General features: G+C 33.6%; 26 protein-coding genes. 1 reads left to right on the forward strand and 25 read right to left on the reverse strand.

Annotation, left to right across the window (positions count from 1 at the left end):
- Positions 1-30 precede the first annotated feature (30 nt).
- Positions 31-1,359: a DUF31 family protein gene (locus tag OF376_RS01210; protein ID WP_263821709.1), complete on the forward strand. Its 1,329-nt coding sequence runs from the start codon at positions 31-33 to the stop codon at positions 1,357-1,359.
- A gap of 33 nt (positions 1,360-1,392) precedes the next feature.
- On the opposite strand, the gene OF376_RS01215 is transcribed toward OF376_RS01210, so the two are convergent.
- From OF376_RS01215 to rpsS, 25 genes are all read right to left on the reverse strand, one after another.
- Complete coding sequence (locus OF376_RS01215) at positions 1,393-2,430, reverse strand: hypothetical protein (protein ID WP_263821710.1); 1,038 nt, start codon at positions 2,428-2,430, stop codon at positions 1,393-1,395.
- Positions 2,431-2,534: 104 nt separating this feature from the next.
- Complete coding sequence (gene rplQ, locus OF376_RS01220) at positions 2,535-2,894, reverse strand: 50S ribosomal protein L17 (RefSeq protein WP_263821711.1); 360 nt, start codon at positions 2,892-2,894, stop codon at positions 2,535-2,537.
- Positions 2,895-2,906: 12 nt separating this feature from the next.
- Positions 2,907-3,890 (reverse strand): DNA-directed RNA polymerase subunit alpha, encoded by a 984-nt coding sequence (gene rpoA, locus OF376_RS01225; RefSeq protein WP_263821712.1) that lies wholly within the window; start codon positions 3,888-3,890, stop codon positions 2,907-2,909.
- Between the two features lie 42 nt (positions 3,891-3,932).
- A complete protein-coding gene (gene rpsK, locus OF376_RS01230) occupies positions 3,933-4,298 on the reverse strand; it encodes a 30S ribosomal protein S11 (protein WP_263821713.1) in 366 nt (121 codons plus the stop codon).
- A gap of 18 nt (positions 4,299-4,316) precedes the next feature.
- The gene (rpsM, locus tag OF376_RS01235) at positions 4,317-4,715 is read right to left on the reverse strand and encodes a 30S ribosomal protein S13 (protein WP_263817698.1); all 399 of its coding nucleotides are present in this window, start codon (positions 4,713-4,715) and stop codon (positions 4,317-4,319) included.
- 12 nt (positions 4,716-4,727) lie between these two features.
- The gene (rpmJ, locus tag OF376_RS01240; RefSeq protein ID WP_263817697.1) at positions 4,728-4,841 is read right to left on the reverse strand and encodes a 50S ribosomal protein L36; all 114 of its coding nucleotides are present in this window, start codon (positions 4,839-4,841) and stop codon (positions 4,728-4,730) included.
- A gap of 24 nt (positions 4,842-4,865) precedes the next feature.
- On the reverse strand, positions 4,866-5,084 hold the full coding sequence (gene infA / locus OF376_RS01245) for a translation initiation factor IF-1 (protein WP_263817696.1): 219 nt from the start codon (positions 5,082-5,084) through the stop codon (positions 4,866-4,868).
- A 16-nt stretch (positions 5,085-5,100) separates the two neighbouring features.
- Positions 5,101-5,862, reverse strand: coding sequence for a type I methionyl aminopeptidase (map, locus tag OF376_RS01250; protein WP_263821714.1), 762 nt, complete (start codon positions 5,860-5,862; stop codon positions 5,101-5,103).
- A 3-nt stretch (positions 5,863-5,865) separates the two neighbouring features.
- Complete coding sequence (locus OF376_RS01255; protein ID WP_263821715.1) at positions 5,866-6,501, reverse strand: adenylate kinase family protein; 636 nt, start codon at positions 6,499-6,501, stop codon at positions 5,866-5,868.
- 7 nt (positions 6,502-6,508) lie between these two features.
- Positions 6,509-7,912 carry a preprotein translocase subunit SecY gene (gene secY / locus OF376_RS01260; protein ID WP_263821716.1) on the reverse strand — a complete coding sequence of 468 codons (1,404 nt, stop codon included), beginning with the start codon at positions 7,910-7,912 and terminating at the stop codon, positions 6,509-6,511.
- Between the two features lie 44 nt (positions 7,913-7,956).
- Complete coding sequence (gene rplO / locus OF376_RS01265; protein WP_263821717.1) at positions 7,957-8,439, reverse strand: 50S ribosomal protein L15; 483 nt, start codon at positions 8,437-8,439, stop codon at positions 7,957-7,959.
- 11 nt (positions 8,440-8,450) lie between these two features.
- Positions 8,451-9,050, reverse strand: a complete 600-nt coding sequence (rpsE, locus tag OF376_RS01270) for a 30S ribosomal protein S5 (protein WP_263821718.1) — start codon at positions 9,048-9,050, stop codon at positions 8,451-8,453.
- 17 nt (positions 9,051-9,067) lie between these two features.
- On the reverse strand, positions 9,068-9,433 hold the full coding sequence (gene rplR / locus OF376_RS01275) for a 50S ribosomal protein L18 (protein WP_263817690.1): 366 nt from the start codon (positions 9,431-9,433) through the stop codon (positions 9,068-9,070).
- 15 nt (positions 9,434-9,448) lie between these two features.
- Entirely contained in the window at positions 9,449-9,997 is a 549-nt protein-coding gene (gene rplF / locus OF376_RS01280) for a 50S ribosomal protein L6 (RefSeq protein WP_263821719.1), read from the reverse strand.
- Between the two features lie 12 nt (positions 9,998-10,009).
- On the reverse strand, positions 10,010-10,405 hold the full coding sequence (gene rpsH / locus OF376_RS01285) for a 30S ribosomal protein S8 (RefSeq protein ID WP_263821720.1): 396 nt from the start codon (positions 10,403-10,405) through the stop codon (positions 10,010-10,012).
- Positions 10,406-10,423: 18 nt separating this feature from the next.
- Positions 10,424-10,609, reverse strand: coding sequence for a type Z 30S ribosomal protein S14 (locus OF376_RS01290; RefSeq protein WP_263817687.1), 186 nt, complete (start codon positions 10,607-10,609; stop codon positions 10,424-10,426).
- 2 nt (positions 10,610-10,611) lie between these two features.
- The gene (gene rplE / locus OF376_RS01295) at positions 10,612-11,166 is read right to left on the reverse strand and encodes a 50S ribosomal protein L5 (RefSeq protein WP_263821721.1); all 555 of its coding nucleotides are present in this window, start codon (positions 11,164-11,166) and stop codon (positions 10,612-10,614) included.
- A gap of 13 nt (positions 11,167-11,179) precedes the next feature.
- Positions 11,180-11,512 carry a 50S ribosomal protein L24 gene (rplX, locus tag OF376_RS01300; RefSeq protein WP_263821722.1) on the reverse strand — a complete coding sequence of 111 codons (333 nt, stop codon included), beginning with the start codon at positions 11,510-11,512 and terminating at the stop codon, positions 11,180-11,182.
- 15 nt (positions 11,513-11,527) lie between these two features.
- Complete coding sequence (rplN, locus tag OF376_RS01305; RefSeq protein ID WP_263821723.1) at positions 11,528-11,896, reverse strand: 50S ribosomal protein L14; 369 nt, start codon at positions 11,894-11,896, stop codon at positions 11,528-11,530.
- 20 nt (positions 11,897-11,916) lie between these two features.
- Positions 11,917-12,174: a 30S ribosomal protein S17 gene (gene rpsQ / locus OF376_RS01310; protein ID WP_263817684.1), complete on the reverse strand. Its 258-nt coding sequence runs from the start codon at positions 12,172-12,174 to the stop codon at positions 11,917-11,919.
- Complete coding sequence (rpmC, locus tag OF376_RS01315) at positions 12,161-12,400, reverse strand: 50S ribosomal protein L29 (protein WP_263817683.1); 240 nt, start codon at positions 12,398-12,400, stop codon at positions 12,161-12,163. The genes rpsQ and rpmC overlap by 14 nt, the downstream gene beginning before the upstream one ends.
- Entirely contained in the window at positions 12,393-12,812 is a 420-nt protein-coding gene (gene rplP / locus OF376_RS01320; protein ID WP_263821724.1) for a 50S ribosomal protein L16, read from the reverse strand. Before rplP ends, rpmC begins: the two co-directional genes overlap by 8 nt.
- Positions 12,813-12,831: 19 nt before the next feature.
- The gene (gene rpsC / locus OF376_RS01325) at positions 12,832-13,608 is read right to left on the reverse strand and encodes a 30S ribosomal protein S3 (RefSeq protein ID WP_263821725.1); all 777 of its coding nucleotides are present in this window, start codon (positions 13,606-13,608) and stop codon (positions 12,832-12,834) included.
- A gap of 20 nt (positions 13,609-13,628) precedes the next feature.
- Entirely contained in the window at positions 13,629-14,561 is a 933-nt protein-coding gene (rplV, locus tag OF376_RS03195) for a 50S ribosomal protein L22 (RefSeq protein WP_416906728.1), read from the reverse strand.
- Between the two features lie 20 nt (positions 14,562-14,581).
- Entirely contained in the window at positions 14,582-14,848 is a 267-nt protein-coding gene (gene rpsS, locus OF376_RS01335) for a 30S ribosomal protein S19 (protein WP_263817680.1), read from the reverse strand.
- Positions 14,849-14,862 lie beyond the last annotated feature (14 nt).

The raw sequence follows: 14,862 nt of genomic DNA on the forward strand, positions 1-14,862 counted from the left end.
TTATAATATAAAACAAGGAGGTGCAGCCGAATGAATTGAAAAAAACATAAACGTGTATTTTTCCCTCTTTTAGCAAGTATTGGCCTAATTGGTTTGACTAGTGTAAGTATGGTTGGTTGTTTTTTTGAAAAGAAATACGAACGAACTAATAAGGTAATTACTCAATCCGTTGTTAAACAAAATCACGGTTTTAAAAATGGTTATAACCATACATTATCATTACATTTTTTTAAGAAAAACGAATTACAACAAACTATTGATCATACATATGGTACTGGGTTTATCTTGGATTTTGAAGAATATAATGAAACAAGCAAATTGCGGACTTTTTATATCGCTACAAATATCCACGTCATTGCACAAGTATCACAGGATGTTGTTAATTGAAAGTTATCTTTAGGTGAGACTGATTTAGATCCTAGTGATTTACATAATACCCAAGCTCAATATGTGCAAAATCCTTCTTCAATACTACACGGTATTCGTACAGGTAGTTGAATCAATAAAAACTCCAACCAGTATGAGTTATTTGTTATAGGAGATAAGAGCGCGCCGATCTATGACAATAAAGCCTCTGATATCGCTATCCTAAGAATGCAAGTCGATAAAAATATTTTTCAAAAACTGCGCGTCTTTAAAAATTTCGATCCGTCAGTTGGCATTAGTTTTGCTCATCTGCAAAAAAATAAAAATGTTGTAGGTATTGGCTATCCGCGTTTATCGCAATTTACTGATTTATCATTCAACGAACATTATATGAGTGATTTTACCAACCAAATATTAAATGCCAACGAACAAAATTATCGAGCAGATAATCCTGTTCAATATTATCGAAATCAGCATTTAATTGAACAAGTTTATAGTAGTTATGATGTTGGTCTACGCAACTTTAATTTAGGGGCTGGAGCTAGCGGATCATTAATTAGTGATGAGGATGGTAATCATCTAGGTATTTATTGAGGTGGTTTAGAAATCAAAGAGCAGGGACAAAAACAGTTTTATGGAAACTTTACCCCTTTCTTTTATGAAGATAAACAAAACTTGTTAGATAACTATTTCCGATATCTAGATGTTTATCAAAAAACTAAACGCATTTATTTACCTACCTATTTACAAACACACCGCCAAACAACCTTAACCATTAGTTCAGAAGCGTTTGGAAATCTGAAAAATAATTACCAAAACATGGCGTCTGCTGAGATACTTAATTTCATTAGTCCTGGTTTAATCACTGGTTTTAATGATTTTCAAGTAAACACAATCAAGGAAATAAAACTCGTTGATACGCCACAGGTTAAGGCTTTAGTATTCACTGACGAAGACCAACATCAGTTTATCTTTCGCTTTAACATTAAATAAAAAAGAACCGTGTGGTTCTTTTTTTATTTACTACTAAGCTTTTTTACTAAAGGCATGAACAATCATTTGTTTAAATAAATCAGTATCTTTTAATTGTTCAATTTTACAAGCTAGGTAGATTTCGTCAATGATTTTATTGTAAGCATTCTTCGATGCTTCATCTGTAGTCGCTTGTGTTGCCAAAGTTTTTAACTGATCATATTCAGGGATGTTTTTTTGAAGTGTGTCAATTTGGTTGATAAACGTTTCTAAAGCTTTCATTCATAGTTTGTATTGTGTATCGTTAGTAAAAATACTACGGATAGTAAATAACATTTGATTGTAATCAACATTAATCCCGTTAATTTTATATTCTTTACCTTTAAGTGCTCGTACAGCTTTATAAGCATCTTTATAACTCTTTAAAAAAGTAGCTTGTTCTTTATTTAAACTAAAATCAGCTTGCAATAAAGTTGTGTAATTACGGAAATGCTTTTGCATTAATTTATGAAATTCATTAAATAATTTTATGGCGTTTTTAACACTCGTTGAATCAGCTTCAAGTTGTTCCAAGTTTTCATGACTAACACGTAAGCCTTCTAAATCGATTACATTGTCAAAATCATCCATACTTAATGTGAATTCAATAATGTTTTCATATCCTTTTAAATTAGATGTCACCTTAAATGTTTGCTTGGCACTTACATTTGTTTTCACTGGCAAATCTAAATATACTCGATAAAAATCTTCGTTATCGCGGTGTAAATCAAATAACATTTCTTTTTTTAGATAATTATCTTGTTTATTAGTTGTTTGCACACTTTTGCTAGTAACTTGAAACACAGCTTCTTGGACATCTTTTTCCGATAAAATCACTTCTTTGCTGACTTGGTGAATGACTTTTGGAATATAAACCACAACGTGGTAAATTGGTACAAACTTGTCTTCTGGATTAGCGCTTTTAGCTAGATGATAAAGACGTTTTGATGAACTTGTATTTTGACAACTAGCCACAGCAACTGTTCCAGCCACTAATGCACTAGCCGTTAAAAGGCCTGTAAATAGGAGTTTTATTTTTTGACTTTTTTTCATTTTAATCCTTTGGTAAACATAACACATAATATTATTATATAAAAAAACAAGGAATTCAATCATTAGATTGTTTCTTCCTTGCTTTTTTTGGTATTTATTTATTCTTATACTAAAGCTAATACAGCTTCTTCAGTATTATCAGATAAACGAGAACCTAATTTAACAACTCGTGTGTAACCACCAGCACGGTCTTTATATTTATGATTTAATTCATTAAATAGTTTTGCTAATAGTTCATCTACAGTGTGTTCGTTTGTACGCAATAAAATAGCAGCTGCTGCACGACGTGAAGCTAGTGTATTTTTCTTTGCTAAAGTGATGATGTGATCAACGTGACGTTGTGTTTCTTTAGCTTTGGTTTTTGTTGTAACAATAGAACCGTGGCTAATTACATCAGACACTTGTTGGCGCGTAACCATTTTTCTTCATGATCGCGTTTTTCCAGGTTTATTAATGTAACTCATAAAAATCTCCTCTTAATCGTTTTTTAATTCTAGACCGTGTTCTTTTAATTTTTCAATGATTTCTAGAACTGATTTACGACCTAAATTCTTAATTTTCTCAAGTGTTCATTTATTCATTTCAATAAGTTCACTTGTCGAATTGATCCCACTTTGTTTTAAGGCATTATAAGCACGAACTGATAATTCCAAATCATCAATTGGGATACTTGAAGACGTTTTCTTTTCTTCTTGTTCTTTTTCCTTAGTTACTACTAATTCATTAATCCGTTCATTAATGTTAATGATTGGTGTTAAGTGTTCTTGTAGAATTTTAGCACTGATTGCTAAGGCATCAGCACCTGAAATAGTTCCATTAGTAGCAATATCAATCGTTAAGATCTCAGAGTTTGAATATTTCGAATCCTTCACTGTTTGTACATCGTATTTGTAATGTAATACTGGTGAATAGTTTGAATCTGTAGGGATAATGTGAAGTGTTGAAATGCAATCTTTGTTAGTTGCAAAGTCCACACGTCCACGACCTAATTTGGCGTAAATATCAACTTGGAAATTAATTTTTTCTGTCACTTCAGCAATGACTAAATCCTTGTTAATAATTTCAAAACCAACAGGCGTAATGATGTCATTAGCTGTAACAACACCAGGACCTTGGAAGTTAATTACCATCTTTGGTCATCTGTCGATAATTAAACTATTAAAGTATTCTTCATTAAACATATTAGTATCAATTGTGATCGCTAATGATTTTAAATTCAGAATAATGTTTGTGATATCTTCTTTTACACCAACAATTGTTTCAAATTCATGGGGGTGGTTTGCAAACTTAACTGCAAACATAGCCGCACCCGGAATAGAAGACAAGCAGATCCGACGTAAAGCATTACCTAATGTGTGTCCATAGCCAACTTCTAGTGGTTCAATGATCACACGTGCTTTTGATTGATCTTCTTGTTCTATCGTTGGGATAGTGATATTATATTTTAAAAATTTTTGCATCGTGATCTCCTTAACGAATTAATAACGATAATAAATTGTGCATTATCTTGGTTTTTTAGGTGGACGGCAACCGTTGTGGGGAATCGGTGTTACATCCTTAATTTTTGAAACAGTTAACCCTGCAGCGCTTAAACTACGAATTGCTGTATCACGTGAAGCACCTGTACCATTAACATGTACTTCAATTGATTTTAAGCCCATTTCAATTGCTGCTTTTGCTGCGTTTTCTGCAGCAACTCCAGCTGAGAAAGGAGTTTTCTTTTTCGCCCCTTTATAACCACTTGAACCTGATGATGCTCAAGAAATTACTTGTCCTTGTTCATCAGTTATACTAATGATCGTGTTGTTTTTAGTAGTGTGGATATGAGCAATCCCGTTACTAAAACTTAATTTTTTCTTTTTAGCCATTATGTTGCTCCTTATTTATTATTTAGACTCAATTTTTTTGTTAGCCACTGTTTTTCTTGGTCCCTTACGTGTACGTGCATTTGTACGTGTACGTTGTCCACGAGTTGGTAAACCACGACGGTGACGCATACCACGATATGATCCAATTTCCATTAATCGTTTAATGTTCATTGCGATTTCTTTACGTAAATCACCTTCTAGTAACAGCTTGTCGCCATTGTAGTCAACAAACGATAAAGCTGTTTTACGAATTGCAGCAATTTCTTCTTCGCTTAAATCTTTAACACGTTTATCTTCGCTAATGTTAGCTTGCGCTAAAATTTTCTTTGATGTTGATAAACCGATTCCAAAGATGTAAGTTAAAGAAATCACTACACGTTTATCATTCGGAATGTCTACTCCTAAAATTCTTGCCATATTAATCCTTTCCTAACCTTGACGTTGTTTGTGCTTAGGGTTGGCACAAATCACACGTACTATATTTGATCGTTTCACAATTTTGCACTTGTTGCAAATTGTTTTTACTGAAGCTCTAACTTTCATAAAAAGTTCCTTTCGTATGTTTAATTATTTATGACGGTAAATTATACGACCTCGCGTTAAGTCATATGGACTTAATTCGACATCGACCATGTCGCCCGGTAAAATATTGATTTTATGTACTCGCATTTTACCTGACACATGGGCATTAATGATAATCTTGTTATCAAGTTCAACCTTAAAATTACCACCTTGCAGCACTTCTGTGATGCGTCCAATCATTTTTAATTTTTGTGTGTCTGACATATTACTTCCTTTTATGTTATTCATCTAGTGTGAGAATTTCACACCCGTCTTTGGTCACTAATACCATATGTTCTCAGTGCGCAGTTAATAGTTTATTTTTTGCTTTTACACTTCATTGATCAAGCGGATCAATGTAGTATGCTTTACTTTTAGTCATGATCATTGGTTCTAAACATAAAACCATATTCTCTTCTAGTTTCTCTTCACGAAATTGCATATAGCTAACATAGTTGGGCATAGCGGGTTCTTCGTGAATCTGAACGCCACATCCGTGCCCTGTAAAATCTTCTAGAAGATAATAACCATGTTGACGAACGAATTTGTTAATAGTGCGCGCCACATCAAAATTCGTTACGCCTGGTTTAATCATCTTAACTGCTTCATAAATTGCTAATAAGCAAACATCTGAAATTTTTTGTGCTTCCACATTTGCGTTGTCAACAATGACTGTGAACGCCGCATCACAGTAACGTTCATTATATTTGACACCAATATCAAATGTGACCTTGTCTCCACTTTTTAGGGTGTAGTTGGTTGGGACTCCATGAATGACGCACTCATTCACTGAAATACAAATATGATGTTTAAAACCAAGATAATCCTTGAATGCACTCACACCATTTGCTTGGACAATGGCTTGGTTAGCAATCGCATCTAATTCTAACAAACTAATTCCGACACGGACGTTATCTAAAATAGCTTGTTTGGCTTTTCTTCAAATACTAATAGCTTGTTTAATATTTTGAATATCTTCGGGGGTTTTAATATAAATTTGCATATTTTATTTTTTCTTAATAATTTTTAAGACCTCTTCGTAAACTAATTCCAATGGTTGATTAGCGTTTACACGAACTAATAAACCAACTTTTTCGTAATATTCAACAATCGGTAAAGTTAATTTTTTAAATTGTTGCATACGAATATTTAGTGATGTTTTGTTGTCATCTCCCCGTTGCATTAACGGGTGTTGGCAATTATCACAAATCAACTCTTTTTTTGGTGGGTTATAAAATATATTATAAACCGCTGGACACGCAGTGCATGAATAACGACCAGTAATTCGTTTGATTAACACATCTTCAGGGATATCAAAATAAATCACATGATCTAATTGCATATAAGCAGTACAGTCTTGCGCCTGATTAATTGTCCGTGGTCAACCATCTAAAATAAAATCAGCTTGGTTTTTTAACAGCGGATCAATCGCTTGGTGGGCAATTTTGTTTGTTACTTCATCAGGAACTAATAAACCTTGGTCAATGATGTTTTGCACTTCTTTGGCAAAATCGTCATTACGTTTGAATAGTGCTCGGAATAAATTTCCTGTTGAAACATGTTCAAACTGATATTGATCAATTAACAAACTACTAATTGATCCTTTCCCAGAACCTGGGGGACCTAAAAATAATAATTTCATAATACTCCTATCAAATTTGTGATTTACTTGCATCATTATTAGATTGCAAGTTATTTTCAATGGCTTGTCGTTGGTATGAATATGTTGACGATGTCGCCGTTGATTTAATTGCATTTCACAATTCTAAAGTGGCTGAAACCATAATAATTAAAGATGTTCCACCAAAGATATGCGATGAAGCAATCACAGGTTGATTGTTATTAATTGTTTTTGCAATCAGCGCCACTAAATGTGGTAGCGCAGCTAGTGCAGCTAGTAAAATGGCACCTGTTCAATTAATTCTAAAAATCACTTTACTAATGTGATTCTCTGTTTGTAAACCAACTTTTACACCCGGAATGAACCGACCTGATTTTTTTAAATCTTCCGCAATACGCGGAGGATTTAATTGAACGTATGAGAAGAAGAAGGTAAACAAAATAATTAAAATGACATATATCCCTAAACCAGTTCATGAATCAACAATGAAATAGTTTTGAATAATGTAATACCCATTAGCTTCCTTATCTAAGAATTCGCTAACTTGCGCTGGAATAGCTAAAAGTGAAGAAGCGAAGATCACAGGCATGACCCCTGCGGTCATAATCTTAATGGGCAAGAATGGTAGCTTTTCGTAATCACTAATCAAAGCTTGACCTGTTTGTTGAATAGGAATCTTACGAGTTGCACTGTTAATAAAAGTAACTCCAAATAAGATTAATAAATAGAAAACAACATAAAGAATAAAGCCGATAACTTTTTTAGCTACATCAGGTGTTAAAGCACCCATACGGTTAAAGACACCGTTAAATTGATTAAATAAATTCGCAATAATTCCAGTCAGAATTAATAAGGTAATTCCGTTCCCAACACCTTTTTTTGAAATAATATCGGCTAGGAATAACGAAACGTAAGTTCCTGCCACCATTAAAAAGATGAAAGTGACATAGAAAAGGGGCGAATTAATCGCAAACGGAGCATTCACAATAGTTACGAACTCGCTTCTTTGTGATAATAGATTAATAATCACAACCGCTTGCATAATAGCTAATGGAAGGGTAACTAAACGCGTAATTACCTCCATTTTTTTCCGTCCTCTTTCCCCTGATTTTGCTAATTTAAATAAAGGTGGAATGAGTTCGGTGGATAATAATTGCATAATAATTTGTGCAGTAATATACGGGCCTATCCCAATCGCAAAGATTGAGAATTGCGATAACCCTCCACCACCTAAAAGGTTCATGATAGCAAAGAATGAACCCTGTTGGTTTAAGCTACCATTAATCTTAATATATGGCATCGGCACAATTGATCCAATTCGAAATAGAATTAAGATCGACAAAGTAACAGCAATGGCCACTAACACTTTTTTGTTTGTAAAGATCGCAAAAAAGCGTTTGATACTTTGTTTTTTATTACTTTTTACTTTCATAAAAAACTCCTAAAAATTGAAAAAATAAATAATTAATAAATTAATTATTTATCTAAAGTGATAGCTTCTGACTGATTTTTTTCAATACTTGCTCGTGCACCTTTTGAGAATACATGAGCATAAACTTTTGTGTTTTGAATAACATCATTGTTGCCAATAATTTTAATAGGTCATTGAGCGTTTTTAATTAACCCATGATCATTAAAGAATGCTAAGTCATAAACAAAATCTTCGCTTAAGCCTTTTTTAGCTTTTAACGCGTCTGTAATCAATGATAATTGGTGTAAGCTAATAACATTAAATTGTTTTTTAAAATTATAGTTGCTGAAACCAACTTTTGGCGTACGACGGTAAAGAGGTGTTTGACCCCCTTCAAAAGCTAAACGAACTTGTCCAGATTTACGAGCTTTTTGACCATCTTGTCCACGACCACTTGTTTTACCAAGACCTGAACCGTGTCCACGACCTACACGTTTTTCTTTGTGATTACGTGATTTTGGCGTATATTGTAAATTTGATAATTCCATGATCAAACCTCCTATAAATCTTTAACATCTTTATCACGAAGTCTTGCAATTTCGCTTGGTTTAATTTGTTTTGTTAAACCATCGATTGTTGCACGAATAACGTTCATTGCTGTATTTGAACCACGTGATTTTGTATAGATATCTGTAAATCCTGCTAATTCGATAACAGCCCGTACAGATCCTCCGGCAATAATCCCTGTACCTTGAGGTGCAGGTAATAACATAACTTTTGAAGCACCATGACGTCCGTAAACATCGTGGTAAACTGAACCATTCTTAGTTTGTTTAACTTTTACTAAGTTATTGTGAGCGTTTTTGATAGCTTTTTTAATTGCATCTGGAACTTCGTTTGATTTACCCATTCCATAACCCACTGTTCCTTTTTTATCGCCAATAACAACTAAAGCACTGAAACGCATCATACGTCCACCTTTTGTTGTTTTTGAAATTCTCTTAATGTTAACTACACGTTCTTCATACGGACTTACTGTTTGTTCAGCACGTTTAAAATTTGTACGACGAGGTTTGTGAGTTTTTGTTGTTGCTTTTTCAGCTACATTTTCGTTTTCAATAACTTCGTTATTAGTTGTTTGGTTATTAGTATCTAACATAAATGACTCTCCTCCTCTTAAAATTCTAAACCATGTTCACGTGCAGCGTCAGCTAATGCTTTAATCCGACCGTGAAATTCATTACCGTTTTTATTAAAAATAACGCTCTTAATGTTTAACGCAGTTGCTTTTTTAGCGATGTCTGCGCCAACTTTGGCTGCATTTTCTTTGTTACCATTAACTAGTTTTAAAGCTAAAGAAGATGATGAAGCTAGTGTTTTATTTGTGTTGTAATCGATCAATTGTACTCAGATATGTGCATTTGTTTTATTTACAACTAAAACAGGACGTTGTTCATAAAGTTGTAATGCACGAATTTTTTTCACAATTCGACGAGCACGAAGTGTTCTCTTATAATTACGACTAAAATTAATTCTTTTCATAATTTACTTAAACTCCTATTTCTTCTTATCTGCTGTTTTACCAGCTTTACGGATAATGTGTTCGTTTTTGTACATCACACCTTTACCTTTATATGGTTCAGGTGGTCTGTAGCCACGAATAGTGGCAGCGAACGCTCCGACAGCTGCTTTATCAGCACCCGCAATCACAATTTCAGTTTGGCTTGGTGTGCTAATATTTAAATTTTTAGGAATATCCAAAATAATTGGGTGTGAGAAACCTAATCCTAAATTTAGTTTGTTAGCTTCAACTTTAGCTTTGAAACCAACACCTTTAATATCTAATTCTTTTTTTCAACCTGTTGTTAAACCAACAATAGCGTTGTTTAAATTAGCATTAACTGTTCCGTGGTACATACGAGATTGTTTTTCATCGTTTGCACGTGTTACTTTTAGTGTTTGGTTTTCAAACTTTACACTAATAACATCGCTTGGAAAAGCCACTGTTAAAGTTTGGTTGTTACCTGAAAGGATAACTTCGTTTTCTTTAACATTGACACTCACAGTACTTGGAACTTGTAATAATCTATTTCCGATACGAGACATATTTGAAATACCTTATCAAACGTAGGCGATTACTTCACCACCTGTTTGTTCCTTTCTTGCTTGTTTATCGCTAATTACACCTTTAGAAGTTGATATAATTGCTACTCCTAAACCATTTAATACCTTAGGAAGCTCTTGGTATTTAGAATAAATTCTTAAACCTGGTTTTGAGATTTGTTTAAATCCGTTGATAGAAGAAGTTTGGTTTTTGTATTTCAACTTGATAATAGTAATTGGTTTTTTATCAGCTGAAAGTTTGTTTTCAAAACCTTTAATATATCCTTCGGCTTCCAACAGTTTTAAAATAGCTGTTTTTAATTTTGAAGTGGGAACAATTACGTCTTGTTTAACCGCACGACGGCCGTTATTAATTTTCGTAATTAATTCAGCAATTGGATCGTATAACATATTTTCTAAATCCTCCTCTTATCAAGATGCTTTCTTAACACCAGGAATAGATCCACTATATGCTAATGATCTAAAGCATAAACGACATACTTTAAATTTACGCATAACAGCGTGTACTCTTCCGCAACGTAAGCAACGTGTATAGTTACGTACTTCAAATTTTTGGTGTTTTAATTGTTTTGCAATTAATGATTTTTTAGCCATAACTATTTAACTCCTTTTTGTTTTTGGAAAGGCGCACCTAAACCTAATAATAAAGCACGAGCTTCTTCATCCGTGTTTGCCGTAGTTACAAATGTAACATCGAAACCACGAACTGATTTCACATCGTCATAAACCACTTGTGGGAAAATAATTTGTTCTTTAATTCCTAAAGTGTAATTTCCACGTCCATCAAATGATTTATTTGAAATCCCTTTGAAGTCACGCACACGTGGTAAAGCAATGTTGAATAAAACTTCCATGAAAGCTCACATTTTTACTCCACGTAAAGTTACTTTCGCACCAATCGCTTGTCCTTTACGTAGTTTGAATGTAGCGATTGAATTTTTAGCTTTTGTTAAAACGGGTTTTTGACCTGTAATTAACAATAATTCGTTTGCAGCTGCTTCTAAATTTTTAGCATCAGCCACAGCGTTTCCAATCCCAGCATTAATAATAATTTTTTCAACTTTTGGGATTTGCATTACAGAAGAGTAAGCAAATTCTTTTTGTAAATTAGGCGCAACAGTTTTGTTGTATAGCTCTTTTAAAAATGACATCAATTACTCCTCCTTATTTTTTCGTTTCTAATTCAGAACGTGTTTTTCGAGCAACACGTACTTTTTTATTTTCTTTATTGAATTCAAAGCTGATTTTTGTTGGCTTCCCTTTGTCTTTACCCTTCGTTTCAAGAACGGCTAATTTGCAAAGACGAATTGGCGCTTCTTTTTCTAAAATTCCACTTTGTTCGTGTGTTTGATCTTTCTTTTGGTGTTTTTTAACTTTATTAACACCTTCAACAATCGCAGTTTCGTTTTTAGGATCAACTGAAATTACAATTCCTGTTTTTTGTTTATGTTTACCAGAGATAACAATAACACTATCTCCTTTTCTAATTCGATTCATGTAAGTATCTCCTTTCTATAAAACTTCTGGAGCAAGTGAAGCGATTTTCACAAAACCTGCATCCCGTACTTCTCTTGCTACTGGTCCAAAGATCCGTGAACCACGTGGTGTTTTATCGTCTTTAATAATAACGCATGCATTTTCATCGAATTTTAATCATGCACCGTTTGGACGACGAATTGCTTTTTTAGTTCGCACAATTGTTGCTTTAACCATTTGTCCTTTAGAAACAATTCCACCTGGGGTTGCTTTTTTAATAGAACCAATGATGATGTCTCCAACTGATGCATAACGACGTTTAGAACCGCCTAATACTTTGATGACACCAAGAACTTTTGCGCCAGTATTATCAGCAACTTCTAATCTTGACATATGTTGAATCATAATTATAACCTCCTATATTACTAACGCGCTCTTTCAAGAATTTTGCTAACTCTTCAGTTTTTTGTCGCACTCAATTTACGAGTTTCAGTAATTTGTACACGGTCTCCCATTTTTGCATCATCATTTTCATTATGAGCATGGTATTTTTTGTGTGAAATTACTAATTTCTTATAAATCGGGTGTAAGCTTTTTGATTCGACACTTACTGTTACAGTTTTTTGCATTTTATCAGATGTAACAACACCTTCTAAAACTTTACGATGACTATTTCTTACCATCAGTTAACACTCCTTGATCTTGAAGTTCTAATGTCATTTCACGTTCAGTTAAAATTGTCAAAGCACGAGCGATCGTACGACGAATTTCTTTAACGTTATGCGTTTTTTCGTTTTCACCATTAGCAGCAGCAAAACGTAACTCTAATAAACGAGCTTTTAAATCAGTTACGATTTTTTGTAATTCTGCTGATGTTTTTTTGGCTAAATCTTTTGCAACACTACTCATGACTTAACTCCTTTTTAACAATTTTTACTTTAATTGGTAGTTTGTTACCAGCTGCTCTTAATGCTTCGCGCATCAATGGAACTGGAATATTTGCTACTTCAAACATTACTGTTCCTTCTTTAACAACTGCTACTCATTTTTCTGGTGAACCCTTTCCAGAACCCATACGTACTTCTAACGGTTTTTTCGTTAATGACATGTGTGGGAAGATACGAATTCACATTTTTCCTGTTTTTTGTAAACGTTTTGAAATAGCAATACGAGCTGCTTCGATTTGACGTGCGTCAATTCAAGCACCGCTTAAAGCCATTAATCCGTATTCACCAAAATCTACTTTTTTGTTTCCTTTGGCTTTACCCTCGTAACTTACTTTGTGAGGTTTACGAAATTTTGTTCTTTTTGGTTGTAACATAATTTAATAATCTCCTTTACTAAGCACTTGGGCTTTCTTTTTTGTGTGATGCTCGTGGTTTTGATTCGCTGTTATTACGAGGTTTGAAGTTACGACGAGGTTTTGATTGTTTGTTGTTATTTAATTTAGCAGCGTGTTCTACGTTGTTAACTAAACGATCAGTAAACAATTCACCACGGTTAATTCAAACTTTAACACCGATAATACCATAAGTTGTATGTGCTTCAGCTAAAGCGTAGTCGATATCTGCACGTAATGTATGTAAGGTTAATAATCCGTGATTATAACCTTCCACACGAGCCATTTCAACTCCACCTAAACGCCCTGAAACTTTCGTTTTAATACCTTTAGCACCAGCTTTTAAAACTTTTTTAATTGCTAATTTTTGCGCAATTCTGAATGAAACACGGTTTTCAATTGCGTCAGCAATTTCACGCGCTACAATAGCAGCTTGTAATTCTGGTGTTTGAACTTCGATAACTTTTAGTGAAACAATTTTTTTACGGCCAACGATTTTGTTAATTGCTAATTCAATTAATTTCTTTTCGCTAGCTTCTGTACCAATTAATAACCCTACTTGCACAGCATATACGTAAACATGAACACGTTGTTGATCACGTTCGATTTCGATATGATCAATTACAGCGTTTTTATATTTTGAAGTAATATAAGTACGAATCTTATCATCTTCAATTAATCATTGTCCCATTTGTGCTTCATCAATCGGCACTCAACGAGATAATCATTGTTTATTAACACCAAATCTTAAACCATTTGGATTGACTTTTTGACCCATGAATAATTTTCTCCTTTATATTATTTTAAATATTGGAATCCACTCGGACCCTTTTTCATGTTGTAATCTGATAATTTTTTAGGTGTACGGTATTTAAATGTACGAGATGCAATCATGGCGTGTGCCTTCTTGCTTTCAACAAAATAAGTATCAAATTCTTTTTTAACTAAAACAGATTGTTTGTTGTATTTTCTTCAGATTGTTGAAGGTGCTCCGATATCAATCGATTCTAAGTCGAATTCTCCTAACACTTTCTTTTCTGGCGCTACAGCATAAACGATTACACGTTTTACTGGGTTAGTAGGTGTCACTTTGTAGAAAACAACATTCTTTTCTGGGTTTTCAAATAAAGCTAAAGCATTTTTCTTTGTCATTGAAATAATAATGTTTTCAGTTTCAATAACTGGTGCTTTGATACCTTTTGCTTTGTCTGCTTCACTAACTTCTGTTGGTTCAACAACTTTTAATACTTGTTGTTCACGTTTTGCTAATTCTTGTTCGTCAACTGAAACTGTTTTAACAGGTTCTTGCACAGTTTTGCAAGTTGTTCCTGTTTTGTTTTGTTTACGTTTTGCTAAACGTTCTTTAATTGCTTGTTGTTCAGTGATTTTTTCATTTTTATCATCTGATAACGTAATAACTAAGTGAGTTGTACGTTTTTTGATACGGTCTGCTGCACCCTTAGCACGAGGCAACATACGTTTTAATGTTGGACCTTGGTTAGCAACAATTTTATAAACATAAAGTTGTGTTGGATCCATATCTTTAGAGTTGTGTTCCACATTAGCAATAGCTGATTTCAATAATTTAGCTACGATGGGAGCAAACTTTTTGTTTGTGTTATTTAAGATTCGTAATGCTTCGTTAACTGGTTTATTACGAATTAAATCAATTACCAATTTCGCTTTACGAGCAGAAATACGAATATTGTTTTGTTTTACTTGAGTAGTCATATATTAGTATCCTTTCTTGCTTAACGTTTAGCTTCAGTATGGTTTTTGAAATTACGAGTTGGAGCAAATTCTCCCAGTTTATGCCCAATCATATCTTCAGTTACATAAACTTTAATAAAAGCTTTACCGTTGTGTACTTCGAAAGTTAAACCAACGAATTCTGGGAAAATTTGACTACGACGTGATCAAGTTTTAATTGGTTTTTTTGATTCTGTAGCATTTGCTTTTTGTACTTTTGCTAATAAACTAGGTTCAGCGTAAGCACCTTTTTTTGCACTTCTAGACATCCTGTTTGTTCCTT

This window comes from Ureaplasma miroungigenitalium (assembly GCF_025780085.1).
GTDB lineage: Bacteria > Bacillota_I > Bacilli_A > Mycoplasmatales > Mycoplasmoidaceae > Ureaplasma > Ureaplasma miroungigenitalium.